The 19,580-nt window shown below is 71.3% G+C and carries 12 protein-coding genes; 8 read left to right on the forward strand and 4 right to left on the reverse strand.

Going from position 1 to position 19,580, the window contains the following annotated elements; translation table 11 throughout:
• The first annotated feature begins 73 nt into the window (after positions 1-73).
• From COGEMETH_RS08545 to COGEMETH_RS08565, 5 genes are all read left to right on the forward strand, one after another.
• Positions 74-1,435 carry a glycosyltransferase family 4 protein gene (locus COGEMETH_RS08545; protein ID WP_373875333.1) on the forward strand — a complete coding sequence of 454 codons (1,362 nt, stop codon included), beginning with the start codon at positions 74-76 and terminating at the stop codon, positions 1,433-1,435.
• A gap of 95 nt (positions 1,436-1,530) precedes the next feature.
• A complete protein-coding gene (locus tag COGEMETH_RS08550) occupies positions 1,531-1,851 on the forward strand; it encodes a rhodanese-like domain-containing protein (RefSeq protein ID WP_238182170.1) in 321 nt (106 codons plus the stop codon).
• Positions 1,852-1,939: 88 nt separating this feature from the next.
• Entirely contained in the window at positions 1,940-3,070 is a 1,131-nt protein-coding gene (locus tag COGEMETH_RS08555) for an efflux RND transporter periplasmic adaptor subunit (protein ID WP_373875334.1), read from the forward strand.
• A 182-nt stretch (positions 3,071-3,252) separates the two neighbouring features.
• Entirely contained in the window at positions 3,253-6,468 is a 3,216-nt protein-coding gene (locus COGEMETH_RS08560; protein ID WP_238182172.1) for an efflux RND transporter permease subunit, read from the forward strand.
• A 97-nt stretch (positions 6,469-6,565) separates the two neighbouring features.
• Positions 6,566-7,432: an MBL fold metallo-hydrolase gene (locus tag COGEMETH_RS08565; protein WP_238182173.1), complete on the forward strand. Its 867-nt coding sequence runs from the start codon at positions 6,566-6,568 to the stop codon at positions 7,430-7,432.
• Positions 7,433-7,490: 58 nt separating this feature from the next.
• Here the strand turns inward: COGEMETH_RS08565 and COGEMETH_RS08570 are convergent, their stop codons facing one another.
• Positions 7,491-7,805, reverse strand: a complete 315-nt coding sequence (locus COGEMETH_RS08570) for a hypothetical protein (protein WP_238182174.1) — start codon at positions 7,803-7,805, stop codon at positions 7,491-7,493.
• Between the two features lie 15 nt (positions 7,806-7,820).
• Between COGEMETH_RS08570 and COGEMETH_RS08575 the strand changes: the two genes are divergently transcribed.
• The 3 genes from COGEMETH_RS08575 to COGEMETH_RS08585 all read left to right on the forward strand — a co-directional run bounded on the left by COGEMETH_RS08575 (position 7,821) and on the right by COGEMETH_RS08585 (position 14,905).
• The gene (locus COGEMETH_RS08575) at positions 7,821-10,802 is read left to right on the forward strand and encodes a vWA domain-containing protein (RefSeq protein ID WP_238182175.1); all 2,982 of its coding nucleotides are present in this window, start codon (positions 7,821-7,823) and stop codon (positions 10,800-10,802) included.
• The gene (locus COGEMETH_RS08580; protein WP_238182176.1) at positions 10,799-13,588 is read left to right on the forward strand and encodes a hypothetical protein; all 2,790 of its coding nucleotides are present in this window, start codon (positions 10,799-10,801) and stop codon (positions 13,586-13,588) included. Before COGEMETH_RS08575 ends, COGEMETH_RS08580 begins: the two co-directional genes overlap by 4 nt.
• Before the next feature lie 207 nt (positions 13,589-13,795).
• Complete coding sequence (locus tag COGEMETH_RS08585) at positions 13,796-14,905, forward strand: methyl-accepting chemotaxis protein (RefSeq protein ID WP_283214970.1); 1,110 nt, start codon at positions 13,796-13,798, stop codon at positions 14,903-14,905.
• Between the two features lie 404 nt (positions 14,906-15,309).
• Here the strand turns inward: COGEMETH_RS08585 and murD are convergent, their stop codons facing one another.
• From murD to COGEMETH_RS08600, 3 genes are all read right to left on the reverse strand, one after another.
• Positions 15,310-16,674, reverse strand: coding sequence for a UDP-N-acetylmuramoyl-L-alanine--D-glutamate ligase (murD, locus tag COGEMETH_RS08590; RefSeq protein ID WP_238182177.1), 1,365 nt, complete (start codon positions 16,672-16,674; stop codon positions 15,310-15,312).
• Between the two features lie 212 nt (positions 16,675-16,886).
• Positions 16,887-17,972, reverse strand: coding sequence for a phospho-N-acetylmuramoyl-pentapeptide-transferase (mraY, locus tag COGEMETH_RS08595; RefSeq protein WP_238182178.1), 1,086 nt, complete (start codon positions 17,970-17,972; stop codon positions 16,887-16,889).
• An 84-nt stretch (positions 17,973-18,056) separates the two neighbouring features.
• Positions 18,057-19,514: a UDP-N-acetylmuramoylalanyl-D-glutamyl-2,6-diaminopimelate--D-alanyl-D-alanine ligase gene (locus COGEMETH_RS08600; protein ID WP_238182179.1), complete on the reverse strand. Its 1,458-nt coding sequence runs from the start codon at positions 19,512-19,514 to the stop codon at positions 18,057-18,059.
• Positions 19,515-19,580: the final 66 nt, after the last annotated feature.

Consider the following 19,580-nt stretch of genomic DNA (forward strand, 5'->3'; position numbering starts at 1 on the left):
GGGAACCCGTGACGCGCCCCGCCATCGGCTCATGACAGGTGCATGCGGGCGCCCGTGCGGGTAACCCGTGCGCATGCCGGATCAGAACCGCATCACGGGGACCATGACGGACGACCGACCGACCGCCTTCGACCTGTCCCGCCTCGTCACCCGCCTGCGCCATGCCAGCCCCTCCGGCATCGACCGGGTGGACCTGGCCTATGCCCGCGCGACGCTCGCGGGCGCCGGGCCGCGCTTCGGCCTCGTCTCCACGGCGCTGGGTCCGCGCATCCTCGATCGGGCGCAGGCGGTCGAGATCGTCGAGGCGGTGGCCGCCGGCTGGATCGAGGAGGGCTCGGCTGAGGCCGATCCGGTCTACCGCCGCTTGCGCCTGCGCCTCGGCGGCGCGCCCCCCGCCGCCGTGCCGGACGCCCGGCGGACGGAGCCGGGCACCTACCGGCGGCGGCGCATCCAGGCGGAGACGCTCGCGCGGATCTTTTCGCGCGGCCGGTCCCTGGCGGCGCTGCCGCGGGGCAGCCTCTACCTGCACACCTCGCACCTGCGCCTCGACATCCCGGCGCGGTTCGACTGGCTCTACACCCGCACCGACGTGGAGGCGGCGTTCTTCGTCCACGACCTGATCCCGATCAGCCACCCGGAATACGGGCGGCCGGGGGAGGCCGGACGGCATGCGGAGCGGATGCGGACCATCGGGCGCCATGCGGCGGCCGTCCTGGTCAATTCCGCCGACACGGCGGAACTGACCAAAACCTATCTCGCGGCCCAGGGCTTCCGCCCGCCGCCCGTGACGGTCGGCCATCTCGGCGTCGAGCCGGCCTTCTCGCGCGAAGGGCCGCGCTTCGCGCCGGACCGGCCGACCTTCCTCGTCTGCGGCACCATCGAGCCGCGCAAGAACCACCTGCTGCTGCTCCACCTCTGGCGCAGCCTCGCCGAGCGGATGGGCCCGGCCACCCCTCGCCTCGTCCTCGTCGGGCGCCGGGGCTGGGAGGCGGAGAACATCGTCGACATGCTGGAGCGCTGCCCGGCGATCCGCGAGCACGTGGTCGAAGTCTCGGGGCTGTCGACGCACGGGCTCGCGGCCCTGATGCGAAGCGGCACCGCCCTGCTCATGCCCTCCTTCGCAGAGGGCTACGGCATCCCCGTGGTGGAGGCCGCCGCCTCCGGCCTGCCCGTGGTCGCCTCCGACATCCCGGTGCACCGCGAGATCGGCGCGGACTTCTCCGCGTTCCTCGATCCCCTCGACGGCACCGGATGGCTGCGCACCATCGAGGCCCTGACGGAGCCCGCCTCTCCAATGCGCGCGGACCTGGCCGCGCGGCTGGACGGCTACGCCCCGCCGGACTGGGCCGGGCACTTCGCGCGGGTCGCTCCCGCACTTACCGCCCTGAGGGCGCCGCGACGCGCGCGTATTGCGCCGCCGACGGCCGGCGCATAAGGGTCAGCATCACCGGCCGGCAGCATGTCGCATGCGGCGGCGATGCGCCGCCGCCCGGCACGAGGCTGGCACTCACGCGCGATGGGGTCTTGCCGATGCAGGTGGTCGATCTCGACCGGGATGCGATCAAGCGGGGGCTGTCCGAGGGCAGCCTGCTCGTGATCGACGTGCGCGAGGCGCACGAGTACGATGGCGGCCACATCCCCGGCGCCGTGACCCATCCGCTCTCGACCTTCGATCCGCAGGCGGTGGGCGACCTGATCGCGCGGGACGGGCGCCGCCCCGTCTTCTCCTGCGCCTCCGGCGTGCGCTCCGTCCACGCGTTGATGGCCGCCCGGAACGCCGGCCTCGACGTGAGCGAGCACTACAAGGGCGGCTTCAAGGACTGGTCCGCCGCGGGCGAACCCGTCGAGTGACGCTCCGGCAGCCCCGGCCGTTATGTGCGCTGCCGCACAACCCGGCGCGGGCAGAGGGAATACGGCGCGGGATGCAAGGGACCCCATGATGCGCAGCCGGTTCGCTCCCCTCCTCCTGATCGCCGCGGCGCTCCTCGCGCCGCCGGCCCGCGCCCAGGCCCCCGGCGGACCGCCGCCGAAGGTCACGGTCGCCAAGCCCGTGGTGCGCGAGATCGTGGAGCAGGACCAGTATACCGGCCGCTTCGACCCGATCGAGTTCGTGGAAGTCCGCGCGCGGGTGACCGGCTACCTGGAGAAGATCAACTTCATGGACGGCGCCACGGTGAAGAAGGGCGACATCCTCTTCATCATCGACCGGCGGCCCTACAAGGCGGCCCTGGAGCAGGCCCAGGCCTCCCTCACCTCCGCCAAGGCGCGCCTCGCCTTCTCGCAGACCGACCTGGAGCGCGCCCAGACACTGTCGCGGGGCGGCAACATCTCCGAGCAGGTCACCGACCAGCGCCGCCAGGCCTCGCAGACCGCCCAGGCCGACGTGGACAGCGCCGAGGCGGCGCTCCGCAACACGCAGCTCAACTACGACTTCACCGAGGTGAAGTCGCCGATCAACGGCCGCATCAGCCAGCGCCTGGTCACCGAGGGCAACATCGTCATCACCGACCAGACGATGCTGACCACCATCGTCTCCCTCGACCCGATCTATTTCGGCTTCACGGTCGACGAGAAGTCGTTCCTGAAATACCAGGGCTCGCTCGGTATCGGCATGGGCCAGACCCAGCGCGGCAAGGGCGTTCCGATCCTGATCGCGCTCACCGGCGAGGCCAAGCCAACGCGCAAGGGCACCCTCGACTTCGTGGACAACCGCGTGGACAACGCCACCGGCACGGTGCTGCTGCGCGCCACCGTCGAGAACCCGGACGGGTTCATCAAGCCGGGCCTGTTCGGCATCGTCGCGATGCCCGCCACCAAGCCTTACCAGGGCATCCTGCTGCCGGACGAGGCGATCGCGGCCAACCAGGACAAGCGCATCGTCTACGTCGTGGCCGAGGACGGCACCGTCTCGGCGCGCGAGGTGAAGCTCGGCCCCAAGGTCGACGGCTACCGTGTGATCCGCGAGGGCCTCAAGGGAGACGAGACCGTGGTGGTCAACGGCGTGGTCCGGGCCCGCCCCGGCGCCAAGGTCACGCCTGAGAAGACCGACCTGCCGCCGAGCAGGACCTGAGTGCACCTCGCGAAACTCCCGATCGTCGGGAGCCCTCCCTCCGGCCGCGACGGCGCAGCGGGAGTTTCGTGAGAGACGCTGAGACAGGGACACGATCGCTGCGCCGGGCATGCCGGCGCCGCGCCGCAGACGACGCAGGCCGCCGGCCCCCGCCAGGGGCGTGGCGGCGAGAGGTTTGACCGATGCGTTTCGCCCACTTCTTCGTCGACCGGCCGATCTTCGCCTCGGTCACGTCGATCGTCTTCCTGATCCTGGGCTTCGTCGCCTACGAGAAGCTGCCGGTCTCGCAATATCCCGAGATCGTGCCGCCGACCGTGACCGTGCGCGCGAGCTTCCCCGGCGCCAACGCCGAGACGGTGGCCGCCACGATCGCGACGCCGATCGAGCAGGAGGTCAACGGCGTCGACAACATGCTCTACATGACCTCGCTGTCGACCAACGACGGCAACATGCTGCTCACCGTCACCTTCAAGGTCGGCACCAACCTCGATATCGCCAACGTCCTGGTGCAGAACCGGCTCTCGGTGGCCCAGCCCCGCCTGCCGCCGGACGTGCGCAACCTCGGCGTCACCGTGCGCAAGGCCTCGCCCGACCTGATGCTGGTCGTGCACCTGCTCTCGCCCAACAAGACCTACGACCAGAACTACCTGGCCAACTACATCTACCTCAACATCCGCGACGAGATGCTGCGCCTCGACGGCGTCGGCGACATCACGATCTTCGGCGGCAACGAGTACGCCGAGCGCATCTGGCTCGATCCCAACAAGCTCGCCGCCTACGGGCTGACCACGACGGACGTGTCCACCGCGCTGCAGGAGCAGAACGTGCAGGTGGCCGCCGGCGCCCTGAACTCGCCGCCCGCCGCGAGCGGCGAGGCGTTCCAGCTCGTGGTCCAGTCGCAGGGCCGCTTCCAGACGCCCGAGGAATTCGGAGACGTGATCATCAAGGCGGCCAACGGCCGGCTGGTGCGCGTCAAGGACGTGGCCCGCACCGAGATGGGCCAGAAGGACTACACCACCAACTCGTTCCTCAACGCGACGCCGGCGGTGGGCATCGGCGCGTTCCAGCGGCCCGGCACCAACGCGCTCGACGCGGCGGCCGCCGTCAAGGGCGTGATGGAGAACCTGAAGAAGAACTTCCCGCCCGACGTCGAGTACAGGATCGCCTACAATCCCACCGAGTTCATCGAGGAGTCGATCCAGGAGGTCTACAAGACCCTGTTCGAGGCGGTGGGCCTCGTGGTGATCGTGGTCCTGGTCTTCCTCCAGAGCTGGCGGACGGCCCTGATCCCGGTGATCGCGATTCCCGTCTCGCTCATCGGCACCTTCGCGGCGATGGCGGCCTTCGGCTTCTCGCTCAACAACCTCACCCTGTTCGGGCTGGTGCTGGCCATCGGCATCGTGGTCGACGACGCCATCGTCGTGGTGGAGAACGTCGAGCGCAACATGGCCGAGGGGCTCTCGGCGGGCGAGGCCGCCCACAAGACCATGGACGAGGTCGGCAGCGCGGTCATCGCCATCGCCCTGGTGCTGGCGGCGGTGTTCATCCCCACCGCCTTCATCCCCGGCATCTCCGGCCAGTTCTACAAGCAGTTCGCGCTGACGATCGCGGCCTCGACCCTGATCTCGGCCTTCAACTCCCTGACCCTGTCGCCGGCGCTCTGCAAGATCCTGCTGAAGCCCCACCACGAGCGCAAGGAGCCGAAGTTCTTCCTGGCCCGCTTCGTCGCCTGGCTCGCCGACCTGTTCAACCGCGGCTTCGACGCCCTCTCGAACGGCTACGCCGCCACCATCCGCGTGCTGACCACCTACACGGTCGGCATCGTCGCGATGCTGCTGGTCTACGCCGCCGTGATCGCGGGCACGCTGCATCTCGCCCAGACCACGCCCACGGGCTTCATTCCCGACCAGGACCAGGGCTACCTGATCGGCGTGGTGCAGCTGCCCGCCGGCGCCTCCCTCGACCGCACTACGGCGGTGGTCAACCGGGCGGCGGCCGAGGCGCGCAAGATCGACGGCGTGACCAACACCGTCATCATCGCCGGCTTCGACGGGGCGACCTTCACCAACACCACGAACTCGGGCGTGATGTTCATCACCCTGTCGGGCGCCAAGGAGCGGGCCAAGACCGGCCGCAGCGCGGCGGTGATCACCGGCGACGTGCTCAAGGCCACGGCCGACATCCAGGAGGCGCGCGTCATCGTCATCCCGCCCCCGCCCGTGCGCGGCCTGGGCAGCGGCGGCGGCTTCAAGATGCAGGTCGAGAGCCGGCAATCCTCCTCGACCGGACCGCTGCTCGCCGCGACCGGCGAACTGCTCGCGCAGGCCAACCAGAGCCCGGACGTGCAGCGCGTCTTCACCACATTCGGCAACGACACGCCGCAGCTCTACCTCGACATCGACCGCACCATGGCGCGGATGCTGAACGTGCCGCTGGCCAACGTCTTCGCCTCCCTCCAGGCGGAACTCGGCGGCACCTACGTCAACGATTTCAACACGTTGGGGCGCATCTACCAGGTCCGCCTCCAGGGCGACGCCGCCTACCGCACCTCGATCCAGGACATCTCCCAGATCAAGGTCCGCTCGGCCACCGGCGCCCTGGTGCCGATGGGCACGCTCGCCAGCGTCCGGGACGTGACCGGGCCGCAGATCGTGCAGCGCTTCAACCTGTTCTACTCGGTGCCGGTGCAGGGCGTGGCCAAGCCCGGCATCTCGACGGGCCAGGCCCTGACCGCGATGGAGGAACTCGCCAAGAAGACGCTGCCCGACGGCTTCGCCTACGACTGGACAGAGATCGCCTACCAGCAGAAGGCGGCGGGCGGGACGGCCGGGCCGGTCTTCGCGCTCGGCGTGCTCCTCGTCTTCCTGGTCCTGGCAGCGCAGTACGAGTCCTGGGCGCTGCCGATGGCGATCCTGCTGGTGGTGCCGACGGGGGTGCTGGCCGCCCTGTTCGGGGTGCAGCTCAGGGGACAGGACAACAACATCCTGACCCAGATCGGCCTGATCGTGCTGATCGGCCTGGCGGCCAAGAACGCGATCCTGATCGTGGAATTCGCCCACGACATCGAGGAGGCGGAGCACAAGGGGCCGGTCAAGGCCGCCGTCGACGCCTGTCGCCTGCGCCTGCGCCCGATCCTGATGACGGCCTTCGCCTTCATCCTCGGCACGCTGCCCCTGGTGATCGCCACCGGCCCCGGCGCCGAGATGCGGCAGGCGCTGGGCACCGCGGTGTTCTTCGGCATGATCGGCGCGACCGTGTTCGGCCTGTTCCTGACGCCGGTGTTCTATGTGGTGATCCGCCGCTTCGTGCTCTGGCTGGACAGGAAGCGCGGCAAGGACCGGCGGGGCGGGGCTCCGGAGCCGGGCACGCCCGGCCACGGGGCGCCCGCCCACGGCTGACCCTGCGCGGGGGCAAACCCCGGCCGGATCGGGCTGCGTTCAGACGGCGGGTCTGATAGGGATCGCCTCGACCGAACATCCAAAAAAGAGAACGCTCGTGCCCGGTTACCTGCCTTTTGCCGGCGCGCTGAACCTTCCGGCCTACACCTGCGACAATTGCGGGTTCTGGCAGCGCCACTTCGAGACGCCGGCCTCCTGCCCGATGTGCCTCGATGCCCGCCACGTGGTGCCGCAGGACGGCTGGCGCTTCCGCAGCACGCGCGACGCGCAAGGCAGCTTCCCCTGCCACTGGCAGGAACTGGAACCGGGGGTCTGGCGCTTCTGGAACGAGCCGGTCTCCGGCATCGGCCCGAGCGCCTACCTGATCCGGACGCCCGCCGGAAACATGGGCTTCGAGGGCTGCCCGGTGTTCAGCGAGGCGGCCCTCGACCAGATCGAGACGCTCGGGGGCATGAAGGTCCTCTCCGCCTCGCACCCGCATTCCTACGGCGCCCTGGTGCAGCTGCAGGACCGGTTCGATCCGGAACTCTGCCTGCCGGCCGCCGACTTCACCTGGAGCGCGGCGCTTCAGGTCTCCTGGCCCTACGACGATTTCCTGGAGCCCCTGCCTGGCCTGGAACTGCACCGCACCGCCGGCCATTTCGACGGCCACGCGGTGCTCCTCGACCGGCAGCGCAAGATCTGCTTCTGCGGCGACGCCCTGAAGTTCGAACTCGACCCGCAGGATTTCCGCCGCGCCACGACGATCTCAGCCCACAAGGCCTTCGTGCGCGGCGTGCCCCTGACGGTGGGCGAGTTGCGCCGCTACCGGGACGTGTTCGAGCGCCTCGACTTCACCCAGACCTGGACGCCCTTCGAGCCGGCGGCCAATTGCGGCCGGGCCGAGGTCCTGGCGCTGATCGACGGCCTGCTCGCCACTCGGCCGCACGCGGCGCCGGTGGCGCTGGAGACACTGAGGCGCTGACGGGCGACCGCCTGTCGTCCTTCGGTGCAGGCGGACTTCGCGTCGCGCGACTCTAGCGTTACGGGCGAGCCGGTGCCCCATCCGCCAGGCGGTATTTGCGTCTCACATACAGCAACCCGCCGACATTCACGCCGAGCGCGGCGACGAAGGCGAGCGCGGAACGGCTATAGACCGCCGCGAGCGTTGTCAGAAGCACCAGGGCAAGAATCAAAGCCAAATCCCTGACCAGACCGATGAGACGGCCGATCCGGCGTTTCTCATCCAGGTCGCGTCGGGGATCTCTACCGTCGTAGGGTTTGGGCCTCCGACGCCGACCGGCATCACGCCCCTCGCCGCCTCCATCCAGGACGCGGCCCGGCTGCTGGACGGCCACAGCCCTGCCGTCATCGTGACGGACGGCGAGGAGGAATGCGCGGAGGCCCGCGACGCCCCGTGCGAGGCCGCATCGGCCGCAAAGCGCGCCAACCCGACCCTGATCGCGCACGTCATCGGCGTCGCGCTGCCCAGGGAGGTCCTCACCCGGATGGCGTGCGTGGCCGAGCGCACCGGCGGCACGGCGCTCGCGATCTCGGAGCCGCGCGACGTGGAGCAGGCCCTCGCGACGCTGACGGCGGCGATCCCGGCGGAGCCGGCACCGCGCGGGACGATCACGGCGCGCGGCACGGTCGAACGGGCGCAGACCTTCCCGGACGCGGAGCAGTCGCCCCGCGTCAGGCTCCTCGACGGCCGGACGGGCGAGACCGTCGCCGCCTCGGACTCCGGGACCCTGTCGGAGCGCGTCCCGGCCGGCGCCTACGTGGTCGAGTTCCGCCTCGGCGCGGTGGTGCGGTCGATCCACCCCGCAATCGTGGAGGAGTTCGGAGACCAGGACAGGCTGCTCGACATCCTCAAGTCGGAAGCCGGCGAGAACCCGGACGAGAACGCGGTCTACGCGCGCACCGAACTCCTCTGCACCCACGTGCGGGCCAACCTCGACCTGTCGGACCTGCGCAAGCTCCATCCCGGCGACGGCTCCGAGCACGCGCGCGGGGCGGCCATGGGCATCTACCGCAAGGCCTATCTCGACGAGGTCGCCCCCTTGCGCAGTCCGGCCAACGTCCTCGGCCGGGGGAGCGGGCGCATCACCCCGCACGTCGACCGCAACTGGCACAAGGCGGGCATCCTGCCCGAGATCTTCCCGCATTCGCAGAAGCAGGTCAGCGACGAGATCGACCGGGCGATCGTGCTCGCCATGGTGCTGGGCATCCTGCCGAAGTCCGTGCCCGAGGGCCGGGGCCCGATCACGGCGATCGACCTGTCCCGGCTGCCCGGCGGCGTCGGCGACGTGCGCGAGGTCTGGGGTTTCTGGCCGCCGGTCCGCGCGGGCAACCCCGTCCTGATCCGGGACGACCTCCTCGACTTAGCAGCCCAGGCCGCGCAGGCCGCCGACCACGCCTCCTGGGCGCTCCTCCTCGTCGACCCGGCCACCGTCGCGCGGCTGGCCGGCGGGGACGCCACCGGGACCGGCCCCCTGACGCGCGACATCCTTTCCGCGATCCGGGCGGAGAAGGCCGGCGTCGCCCTGGGCAGGACCTCCCGGCAATCCGCGGACACGACCCGGAACCTCTACCTTCGGCGCATCCTCGTGGTGCCCTCCGACCTCGACGAGAACGCGGACGCGGTGAGCGCCGCCTTCGCCCTGGTGCGCGAGGACCTCGTGGACAACGTGATCTTCCTGGCCGCGCGCGAACCCCGCCACGCCGAGCGGCACGCGATCGCCTTCGCCGGCTTGCGCCTGGTCGAGACCCTGGCCGCGGCCAGGAACGTGGAGGCCTGGTTCGAGGGTTCCCTCGGCCCGAAGCAGAAAGCCGTCGCGGTCATGCGGCTGACGGTCGAGCGCAGCCTGCTCGCCACCCCGACCAACGGCCACCGCCGCCTGGCGATCGTCCAGACGATGATCGAGGAACTCCTGGCGATCGAGCACGACGGCCGGCGCGAGGCGGCGGTCCGGCAGTCGGCGGACGAGATCGCCAAGGTCCGCGCGACGATCGCGGAGGAGGGACGCCCGGCGCCGACCGGCTGGGTGGAGGAGACCTTCGGATCGAACCGGGCGCTCGCCGGGCACGCGACCCGGAAGCCCGGGGGCCGCGCTGCGATCGTCGGCCACGCCGAAGCCAGGCTCGCCGCGATCCGGAACTCGGCCCGCCGGGTCGTCGACGAGGCGGCCCTGGCTGAGGCCGCCAGGACGGGTCGCGGCCTGGCGGGCGGACGCGCGGACCCGGACGCCGTCTTCGACCCGATGGCGCCCCGCCGGCAGCGCGGCGTGGAGGCGAAGGCCGATCGGGACATCGCCGACCGGGTGCTGGCCCTCCAGTCCGGGCTGTTCCGCGATGCCGACCTGGGCCTGCGCGACCTCGACGTGAAGCAGCGGGAGATCGGCGAGGACGTCGAGAGGCTGGCCGGCGGCCAGCGGGACGACCGCAGGATCGTGCACGACGGTGCGTTCGGGGACAGGGGCGCCTCGGAGTTCGGCTTCGGCCCGCCCGACCCGCGCATCGCGGCCCTGGCCGGGCCGATCGTGCTGGATCTCGGCGGCGACCGGCAGGGCCGGGCCGTCACGCTCCCGGTGGCCGCCGAACTCGCGGCCTTCGCCCACACGACCGGCGTCGCCGGCGAGGCGGAGAGCGGCCTGATGCGGTGGCTCCCGACGCTCGCCGTCCTGGCGGCGACCGTGCTGGCCCTCGTCCTGCCCCTCCACAAGGTCGGGCTGCTGACCTGGCAGACCCTGTCGGATGCGGCGGGCATGCGAAGTCCTGCCTTCGCCGCCTTCCTCTGCGCCCTCGCCGTCGCCCTGCCGGTGGCGATCGTCCTCGCCTTCAAGTCCGCCACGGCCGCGCACGTGCGGGCCGCGTCAAAGATGGAAGCGGCGCACGACGCCCTGGTCGAGAGCATCCGGACACTGTTCGACGCGGTCCGGCGCTATCGCGCCAACCACCTGACCGCCGGACGCCACGCGCTGCTGCGCCGCCGCCTGCGGGCGCTGGCCGGCGACCGCGGCAAGCTCGAACGGGTGAAGTGGATCCAGGCCCAGATCCTGGCCTGGCCCGTCGTACCGATCCCCGGAGACGACCCCGTAGGCAGCATGCGCGCCAAGTTCGACGCCGAGCTGGCGAGCGTGCCGCGCGAGCGCTGGGTGAGCCGCCTCCTGCGCGCGGAGGCGCCGCCCGCGCCCACCGGCACGGCCCATTACAACCTCGACGGCGGCACGCCCCTGGAGATCCGCTCCGCGACCTTCCTCGACCGCTTCGGGGACGAGGGCGTGATCGCCCTCCAGCGCCTGACGGAACCCGTGCCGGCGCCCCGCCGGGACGCGGAGGGAGCACGCCCGTGACGACGGCCGGCCGATCGCCCCTCGAACGGCACGCGCGTGACCTGCTCATCCTCGCGGCGGCCGCCATGCTGCTTGCCGCGACGATCCTGTGTGCGGTGATCGCCGGAGGGTCCTTCGACGGGACGCCGTGGCCGGCCGTCTTCTTATTCGCCGCGGGGCTCACGGCCTCGGCATCGGCCATCCTCGGGCAGTCGCGGGCCGTGCTCGCGCCGGCCGCCGGCTTGAGCTGCGGGCTGATCGCCTTCGCCGGCCTGCTGACCGCCGTGCCGCTCACCCTGTCGGCCGCCGACCTCGCGGTCGGCCTCCTGACGCGGGCGCTGAACGCCCTCGGGCAGGACGGCGACAAGGTCCGCGACCGTATCGAATCGGCCTTCGGCCAGACCGCCGGCCTCGCCTTCTTCCTCGGCAACCTGGCGATCGTCTGGGCCTACGTCGCCGGGCGCATCGCGGTCGTGGCGGCGCTCGCGCCCTTCGCCCGGATGCCCGGCCTGCGCCGGGTCCTCGGGGCGCTGCCCCGGGTGCCGCGGGAGGTCTGGACGAACCGGTTCCTGTCCGTCCTCACCCTGACGGTCCTCGTCGCGGTCGGGCTCGCCCTCGCGGGCTGCGCGGCCGTCAAGGGCGGCCGAATGATGTTCCTCGGCGACTTCCCGGAGGGGTTCACCCGGTTCGTCTGGTCCGCGACCTTCATCCTCCTGGCGGAACTGACGGGCGCCTTTCACCCGGCCCGAGCCCATTACGGGCCGAGGCCGTCGCGGCCGCAGCCCCTGCCGGACCCCGACCCGGCGCGGGTGAGACGGCTCTACGGGATGCTGGAGACGGGCATCGTGGACGGCGCGGTCTCCCTCGCACCCAACGAACGCGTCCCCGACCCCGCGACGCCTCCGGCGCCCGAGCCGCGGGACGCGGGGCCGGACGGCAGGGTCGAGGCCGTCCTCGCGACGGTGGCCGACAGCCTCGGCGAGCGGGACACCCCGGCCGCGGTGGCCGATGCCCGCCTGCGCCTCCCGGGGGCCATGGCGGCGTTCTACACCGCCGAGGCGCGGGATTCCGCGACGCTGGTCTTCCCCGAGACCGTCACCACGACCCATTACCGGGTCTTTTCCACGATGATCCTGGCGGCGCTCGACGCCGGCGGCATCGCCCTCCTGATCTGCCCGGACGGTCAGGCGCAGGCGGTCCAGGCGGAGATCGAGACGGTCCTGGAGCGAACCCGGGCGGGCCTCCTGGCCGAGACCCTGCGGCTCGGGAGCCCGGGCGACGACGACCAGCTCTACGACGTCCTCATCGCCTCCGAGACGGCCCTCGAGCACGAACTCCTCGCCAAGACCAAGGCGCGCCAGCGGGAACTCGACCGGCTCGCGCTGATCATCGGGTTCGACATGCACCGGACCGACATGCCGCGGGTGGGCCTGATGCTGCAACGGCTGCGCGAGAAGGTCAGCTTCGAGGAGGTCCGGCTCGCCTTCACCCTCACGGATTTTTCCGAGCCGCAGACCGTCGTCAAGCAGATCTTCCTCAGTGGGAGCGCCCGCGAGGTCGCGGTCGCGCGGATCGGGTCGCACGGCTTCGAGGGGCAGTACCGGTTCGCGATGCCGGACACGCGGGCCAACCGCATCGCGCTGCGCGGGATGCTGGAGGCGTTCGACGGCGCGGGCGACCCGCAGGACGGCTCGGCCCTGGACGAGATCCACGACGCCGCCGCCCTCGTCGCGGTCGCCGCGATGCGGGTCGGCCTGGACGTGGTGTTCCACGACCCACGCGGCCGCCGCCTGGCGGAAGGGGCCGCCGGCGTGCGGCAGACCTGGTCCCATGCCACCACGGCGGCGGTCGACAGGTACTTCGGCCGGGCCAAGGACACCCGGACCTTCGAATCCTTCGTGGCCCGCCGCAGCCTGCCCACGAGCGACGACTTCTCGCGCTACGGCCGGGTCGTCGTCGTCGAGGAGGGGGTCAACGCCGACGCCGCCCTGACGCGGCCCTACGACTTCCTCGACCCCTATCCCACCCTGGTGGTCGTGCTCCTGCGCGACGCCGTCCTGACCAGCGACGCGGCCGTCCTGGCGAGTGCGGGGCGCGGCGGCCCGATCCGCCCGGCGACGCCGGAACCGGCGATGGGCGCGCGCGGGATCGCCTACGTCCTCGAACCGCACCTGCGCGAGGGGGGCGTGCGCGAGACGACCCTCGCGCGCCTGCTCCAGGGCGTGCCCGACACGGTCAAGGCCGGCTACGGCTTCGCGGCCAACCGCGCGGGCCTGACGCGCCTGCTCGCCGGCGCCACGCGCTCGGACGCCATACGGTTCCGCGACACCGTGGACCCGGCCACCGGCGAGCCGGTCTTCGTCCTCGACGGCACCCCGCCCGAGGCCGGCCTGACGGGACGCGTCACCGTCGGCACCGCGGGGCGGAACGCGGAGATCTGCCTCGTGGCCAACGACGTCGGCCTGCGCTTCGTGGCGGGCGCCTATCGTTTCCCGAAGAACGCGGTGCTCGTGATCGAGCGGGCCGGCGCCTTCCCGGATTCGCGGCGCCTCGCCTACGTCAACTTCACCCTGTTCAAGGCCATGCTCTGGCCGGCGCGCCTGCTGATGTGGCGCTGGCGCCCCCCGCGCATCCGGGAGGAGCGCGTCCGCGAAGGGCTGCGGCTGATCGCACGCCCCGGGGGCGTCGACGCCCTGCCCGCCGGCACCGCGTGGCCGCCCTTGAAGCTGGAGCAGACCGGGTCGCTCCTCGACGCCGAGAGTCCGATGCAGCCGGGGCGCAGGCCCCACCCGATCGTGCTCCACTGAGGAAGCGTCCTGATCAACCGCCAGCAGCGCTCGGTGTTCGGATTGTGGGAACGGCGGGGGGATTTTCAGCCGCGCCAATCGCGCTCGCGCCCCTGAGCGTAGCCGCAATGGGGGCGGGGCGAGGCGGTCCGGTCACGATGTCTTAACCACCCTTATACAACTATCAGTTGTGTACGGCAGCGAGCCGACGTGACGAGACCGCCGACCATGTTTCCTTCAAGGAAGACCTCGGAATCCGCTGCGAAGCTCGCGGCCCTCGACCGCGTCCAGGGCGTGATCGAGTTCGATCTCGGCGGACGCATCCTGGCCGCCAACGCCAACTTCCTCTCGGTGGTCGGCTACGCCCTGCCCGAGATCGCCGGCCGGCATCACGAGATGTTCGTCGAGGCCACCGAGCGCAGTTCGGACGCATATCAGGCGTTCTGGGAGCGCCTGCGGGCCGGCGAGTTCCAGGCGGCGCAGTACCGGCGCGTCGGAAAGGGCGGCCGCGAGATCTGGATTCAGGCCTCCTACAACCCGATGCTGGACCGGGCGGGCCGCCCCTACAAGGTGGTGAAGTTCGCCACCGACATCACCGAGCAGGTCGCCCTGCTGGGCGACCTGCGCCGCCTGATCGACCAGAACTTCGGCGGGATCGACCGGGCCGTCGAGCGCTCCGCGGCAGCCTCCGGGACCGCGCGGGAGGCCCTCGGCTCGGCCACTTCGAGCGTTCAGACCATGGCCGCGGCGACCGAGGAGCTGGCGGCCTCCGTGGTCGAGGTCTCGCAGAGCATGACGAAGTCGAAGACCGCCACCGACAACGTCTACGACTGCGTGCGGGACGCCGACGCCCATACGCGGCGGCTCACGGAGGCGGCGGCCGCGATGAGCGGCATCGTCGGCCTGATCCAGACCATCGCCGGGCAGATCAACCTGCTGGCGCTCAACGCGACCATCGAGGCGGCGCGCGCGGGCGAGGCCGGGCGCGGCTTCGCCGTGGTCGCTCAGGAGGTCAAGGCGCTCGCCGCCCAGGCCGCCCAGGCGACGGACAGGATCAACGGCGAGATCGGCAACGTCCAGGCCGTGTCCCAGGATGTCGTCGGGGTGCTCGCCTCGATCCGCGGCTCGATCGGCGAGATGCGCGACCATGTCGTCGTCACGGCCGCCGCGGTGGAGGAGCAGAGCGTGGTGACGCAGGACCTCTCGCGCAACATGCAGCAGGCGGCCGGAGCCGTCCTGGCCGTCTCCGACAACATCGGCGCGATCGCCTCGGCGGTCTCCGAGGTCTCGGACGCGGTCGGCACGACGCGGGCGGCCGCGCAGGTTCTGGCGCGCTGAATGGCACCCGAGCCTACCACTACGGCGTGCAGGGGGTTCGATAGATCGCAGCGTAGAGCGAAACCGGCGCAGGTTCTTTCTTCTCCCCCTGCGGGAGAGCGTGGCCCACAGAGGCTAGCAGATCCACACTCTCTCCGTGGCCGGATAGGTCTCTGTTTCGGAACGCGACTCCCCTCCCCCTTGTGGGGAGGGGTGGGGGTGGGGGTGGTTCAGGATCGGGCGTTCCGGTGCCTTCTGCACCACCCCCACCTCCGGCTCCTCCCCACAAGGGGGTAGGAGAGGCCCGCGGCCAGGCCGGGGTACGTCCTGAACGCGATGTGTGCATCTGCCAGCGCGCAGAGGGGGAGGGCACCGCGCCGGGGCCCTCGCGAACCGGATCGTGAAACCCGTGTCGGCCGCACGCGCTAAGGCAGCGCGGCGACCAGGTCCCGAAAACGGTCGCCGCGCTGCTCGAAGCTCCGGAACTGGTCGTAGGAGGCGCAGGCCGGGGAGAGCAGCACCACGGGCTCGGCCGCGGCCGAGGCGGCGGCGCCCTCGGCGGCGGCCGGCACCGCCACCTCCAGGGTCTCGCAGCGGGTGTAGGGCACCGCGCCCTCCAGGGTCGCGGCGAAACTGTCCGAGGCGGCGCCGATCAGGTAGGCGTGGGCGACGCGCTCGAAATACGGCACCAGGGGGAAGATGCCGCCCTCCTTGGCCTTGCCGCCGAGAATCCAGTGCACGTCGCGGAAGGCGGTCAGCGCCTTCTCGGTGGAATCGGCGTTCGTCGCCTTGGAATCGTTGACGAAGAGCACGCGCCCGCGCCGGCGCACCTCCTCCATCCGGTGCGGCAGGCCGGGGAAGGACGAAAGCCCCGCCTGGAGGTCCGCGTCGGAGATGCCGAGCGCGCGGGCCACCGCGACGGCCACCGCCGCGTTCTGCCAGTTGTGCGCCCCGCGCAGCGACCCGACCTCCGAGACGTCGACGATGCGCGTCCCGTCCGCGTCGAACACGGCGCCGTCCCGCGCGACCAGGGCGTCGGCGGTGAGGGCGGCATCGCGGGGAACGTGGATGCGCACCAGCCGGTCTCCGCGCCGCTCGGCGATGGCCCGGCTCGGGCCGTCGTCGATGCCGACCACGGCGAGGTCGGAGCCCCGGATCAGCCGCTCCTTGATGGCGGCGTACTCGGCGAGCGTCCCGTGCCGGTCGAGGTGGTCGGGGGTGACGTTGAGGAGGACGCCCACGCTCGGGTCGAGGCCGGGCGTCAGGTCGATCTGGAACGAGGACATCTCGATCACGTGGACGCGGTCGTGCGAGGGCGGCTCCAGCGACAGGATCGCGATGCCGATATTGCCGCCCATCTGCACGTCGCGGCCGGCCCGGGCCAGGATGTGGGCGACCAGCGCCGTGGTGGTCGACTTGCCGTTGGTGCCGGTGATGGCCACGAACGGCGCACCGGGCGCGATGCTCCGGCGCTCGCGGCAGAACAGTTCGATGTCGCCGACGATCTCGACGCCGGCCGCGCGCGCCAGCCCGACGCTCCAGTGCGGGGCCGGGTGGGTCAGCGGTACGCCGGGGCTCAGGACGAAGGCGGAGAAGCCCGACCAGTCGGCCTCTCGCAGGTCCGCGGTGGCGATGCCCTGGCCGGCCGCCCGCGCCATGCTCTCGGCGTTGTCGTCGCTGGCCACGACCTCGGCACCGCCGGCCTTGAGGGCCAGGGCGGTGGCGAGGCCGGAGCCGCCGAGGCCGAACAGGGCGACCCTTTTGCCGTTGAAGATCGTGACAGGGGTCATGGCGCTTCCAAGGTCGTACCAGCCGCTGGACCGGCGCTGTCCCTCCCTCCCCCTCATCCTGAGGTGCCGCGCCAGCGGCCTCGAAGGAGCCCTCCAGGACCCGCCATGCGATCTGGAGGGCTCCTTCGAGGCCTCCACTTCGTTCCGGCACCTCAGGATGAGGGTGAGGAGGGGGATCGATCCGATGTCATAATCGGGAAAACCGCAAGGTTCTAGCGCAGCTTGAGCGTCGCGAGGCCCGCCAGCGCCAGGATCACGGCGATGATCCAGAAACGGATGACCACCTGCGCCTCCTTCCAGCCCTTCTGCTCGAAGTGGTGGTGGATCGGCGCCATGCGGAAGACGCGCTTGCCGGTGAGCTTGAAGGAGGCGACCTGGATGATGACCGACATCATCTCCAGCACGAACAGGCCGCCGACGATGGCGAGCACGATCTCGTGCTTGGTCGCCACCGCCACGACCCCGAGCAGGCCGCCGAGGGCGAGCGAACCGGTATCGCCCATGAAGATCTGGGCCGGCGGCGCGTTGAACCAGAGGAAGCCCAGACCCGCCCCGATCACCGCGCCGCAGACCACGGCGAGTTCGCCGGTGTCGCGGACGTAGTTCACCTGGAGGTAGCTCGCGGTGAACGAGTTGCCGACGAGGTAGGCGATGACGCCGAAGGTGCCACAGGCGATCATGACGGGCACGATGGCCAGCCCGTCGAGGCCGTCGGTCATGTTGACCGCGTTGCCGGCGCCCACGATCACGAAGCCGCCGAACAGCACGTAGAACCAGCCGAGGTTCAGCAGCGCGTCCTTGAACACGGGGAAGGCGAGCTGGTTCTGGAGGGAGACCGGCGAGTAGAGGGCGATCATGGTGCAGGCCGAGATCGCGATCAGGGCTTCGAGCGCCAGGCGGAACTTGCCGGAAAAGCCCTTGTGTGACTGCTTCGTCACCTTGAGGTAGTCGTCGTAGAAGCCGATCGCGCCGAAGCCCAGGGTGACGGTCAGCGTGATCCAGACGTAGTGGTTGCGCGGGTTGGCCCAGAGCAGGATCGCGACGATGGCACCCGCCAGGATCATCAGCCCGCCCATGGTCGGCGTGCCGCGCTTGGTCAGCAGGTGGGTCTGCGGGCCGTCCTCGCGGATCGGCTGGCCCTTGCCCTGGCGCAGGCGCAGCAGGGAGATGATCAGCGGCCCGAACCAGAACACGAACAGGCCGGCCGTGAACAGCGCCCCCCCGGTCCGGAAGGTGATGTAGCGGAAGACGTTGAGGGCCGAGAGCGTGCCGCTCAGGTCCGACAGGAGATACAGCATCCGGAACGCTCGGCCGCTCTGTTCAAAGGAGGATGGCGGCGGAGGGCGCGGGCGCCCCCGGCCCGTGCGGGATGCCGGGACCGCTCACGATGCGGCGGTGGCGGCCGAATCGCGCCGCGCCGGCGTCGCGTAGCGGGCTTTGAGGGCTTCGACAATCCGGCCCATGCGGATGCTGTTGGAGCCCTTGACCATGACGGCGTCGCCCGGCCGCAGGGTCTTGAGGATCGGCTCGACGAGGTCGGCCGCGGTCGCCGCCGCCACGCCCCGGCGCGAGACGGGCAGGGCCTCGAACAGGTTGCGCATCAGCGCGCCCGCCGTGAAGACGAGGTCGACCCCGTTCGCCTCGACGGCGGCGGCAAGGTCCCGGTGGTGGGCTTCGCTCGCGCTGCCGAGCTCGAGCATGTCGCCGAGAACGACGATGCGGCGGCCGCGCGCGCCGGTCTCTATCCCGTTGAGGGTGCTCAGCGCGGCGCGGACGGAGGCCGGATTCGCGTTGTAGCTCTCATCCACCAAAAACACCTCGCCGTCCGGCAGGCGCAGCGCGGTGCGTTCTCCGCGGCCCACGGGTGGCCTGAGGCCGGCCAGCGACAGGGCCGCGCGGGCAAGATCTGCGCCCAGCGCGTGGATCACGGCCATCACGCCCAGGGAATTCAAGGCCGTATGCCGCCCGGCCGTGCCGAGCTGGTAGGTGACGGGCTGGCCCATCACCACCGCGTCGACCACCGAGAGGTCGGGGCGCAGCACGATGCGCAGGGCCCGCACGTCGGCCTCGGGGTGCTCGCCGAAGCTGACGATGCGCCCGGCCCGCGAGGCCAGCGCGTGCGCCTGAAGGCGCGAAAAACTCGGGTTGTCGCGGTTGATCACTGCGACGCCTCCTGGGGCGAGGCCGGAGAAGATCTCGCCCTTGGCGTCCGCGATGGCCGAGAGCGAGGCGAAGTGCTCGATATGCACCGGCTCGACGGTGGTGACGAGCGCCACGTCCGGCCGGACCTGGGCGGTCAGGGGCACGATCTCGGCGGGGTGGTTCATGCCGATCTCGAACACGCCGAAGCGGGTGTCTTCCGGCATCCGCGCCAGCGTCAGGGGCACGCCCCAATGGTTGTTGTAGGAGGCGATCGAGGCGTGGGTCGGCCCTTGCGCGGACAGGACGTGGCGCAGGGCCTCCTTGGTGCCGGTCTTGCCGACGGAGCCCGTCACGGCGACGATCGACGCCTGCGTGCGGGCGCGGGCCGCCCGGCCGAGGGCTCGCATGGCGTCGAGCACCGGGTCGTCGGCGGCTTGCGGGACCGACAGCACGGGGCCGTCGAATTCGGCGGCGTGGTCCGCCGCCACGACGGCGGCGCCAGCACCCTTGTCGAGAGCCGCTCGGACGAAGTCGTGCCCGTCCCGCGCCTCGCCTCGGATCGCGAAGAACAGGTCGCCCGGCTGGAGCGTGCGTGTGTCGATCGACGCGCCCGTGACGGCGCGGGATGCGCCCACGAGCGTACCGCCGGTCGCGGCCTCAAGGGCCTCCGGGGTCCAAAGCAGGATATTCAGGCTCATGCGGCCTCCGACCGGATTCGTTCGTGCGCACCGTCCTTCCGCTCTCTGCGGAAGTGGGAGGTCCCG

Origin of the sequence: Methylobacterium trifolii (assembly GCF_022179685.1) — a bacterium.
GTDB classification, from domain to species: Bacteria; Pseudomonadota; Alphaproteobacteria; order Rhizobiales; family Beijerinckiaceae; genus Methylobacterium; species Methylobacterium trifolii.

What these genes read in the sequence shown, in the direction of transcription:
- COGEMETH_RS08545 (WP_373875333.1), top strand. Translation starts at nt 74, where the DNA reads ATGCCGGATCAGAACCGCATCACGGGGACCATGACGGACGACCGACCG.
- COGEMETH_RS08560 (WP_238182172.1), top strand. Translation starts at nt 3,253, where the DNA reads ATGCGTTTCGCCCACTTCTTCGTCGACCGGCCGATCTTCGCCTCGGTC.
- COGEMETH_RS08550 (WP_238182170.1), top strand. Translation starts at nt 1,531, where the DNA reads ATGCAGGTGGTCGATCTCGACCGGGATGCGATCAAGCGGGGGCTGTCC.
- mraY (WP_238182178.1), bottom strand. Translation starts at nt 17,972, where the DNA reads ATGCTGTATCTCCTGTCGGACCTGAGCGGCACGCTCTCGGCCCTCAAC.
- COGEMETH_RS08585 (WP_283214970.1), top strand. Translation starts at nt 13,796, where the DNA reads ATGTTTCCTTCAAGGAAGACCTCGGAATCCGCTGCGAAGCTCGCGGCC.
- COGEMETH_RS08555 (WP_373875334.1), top strand. Translation starts at nt 1,940, where the DNA reads ATGCGCAGCCGGTTCGCTCCCCTCCTCCTGATCGCCGCGGCGCTCCTC.
- murD (WP_238182177.1), bottom strand. Translation starts at nt 16,674, where the DNA reads ATGACCCCTGTCACGATCTTCAACGGCAAAAGGGTCGCCCTGTTCGGC.
- COGEMETH_RS08600 (WP_238182179.1), bottom strand. Translation starts at nt 19,514, where the DNA reads ATGAGCCTGAATATCCTGCTTTGGACCCCGGAGGCCCTTGAGGCCGCG.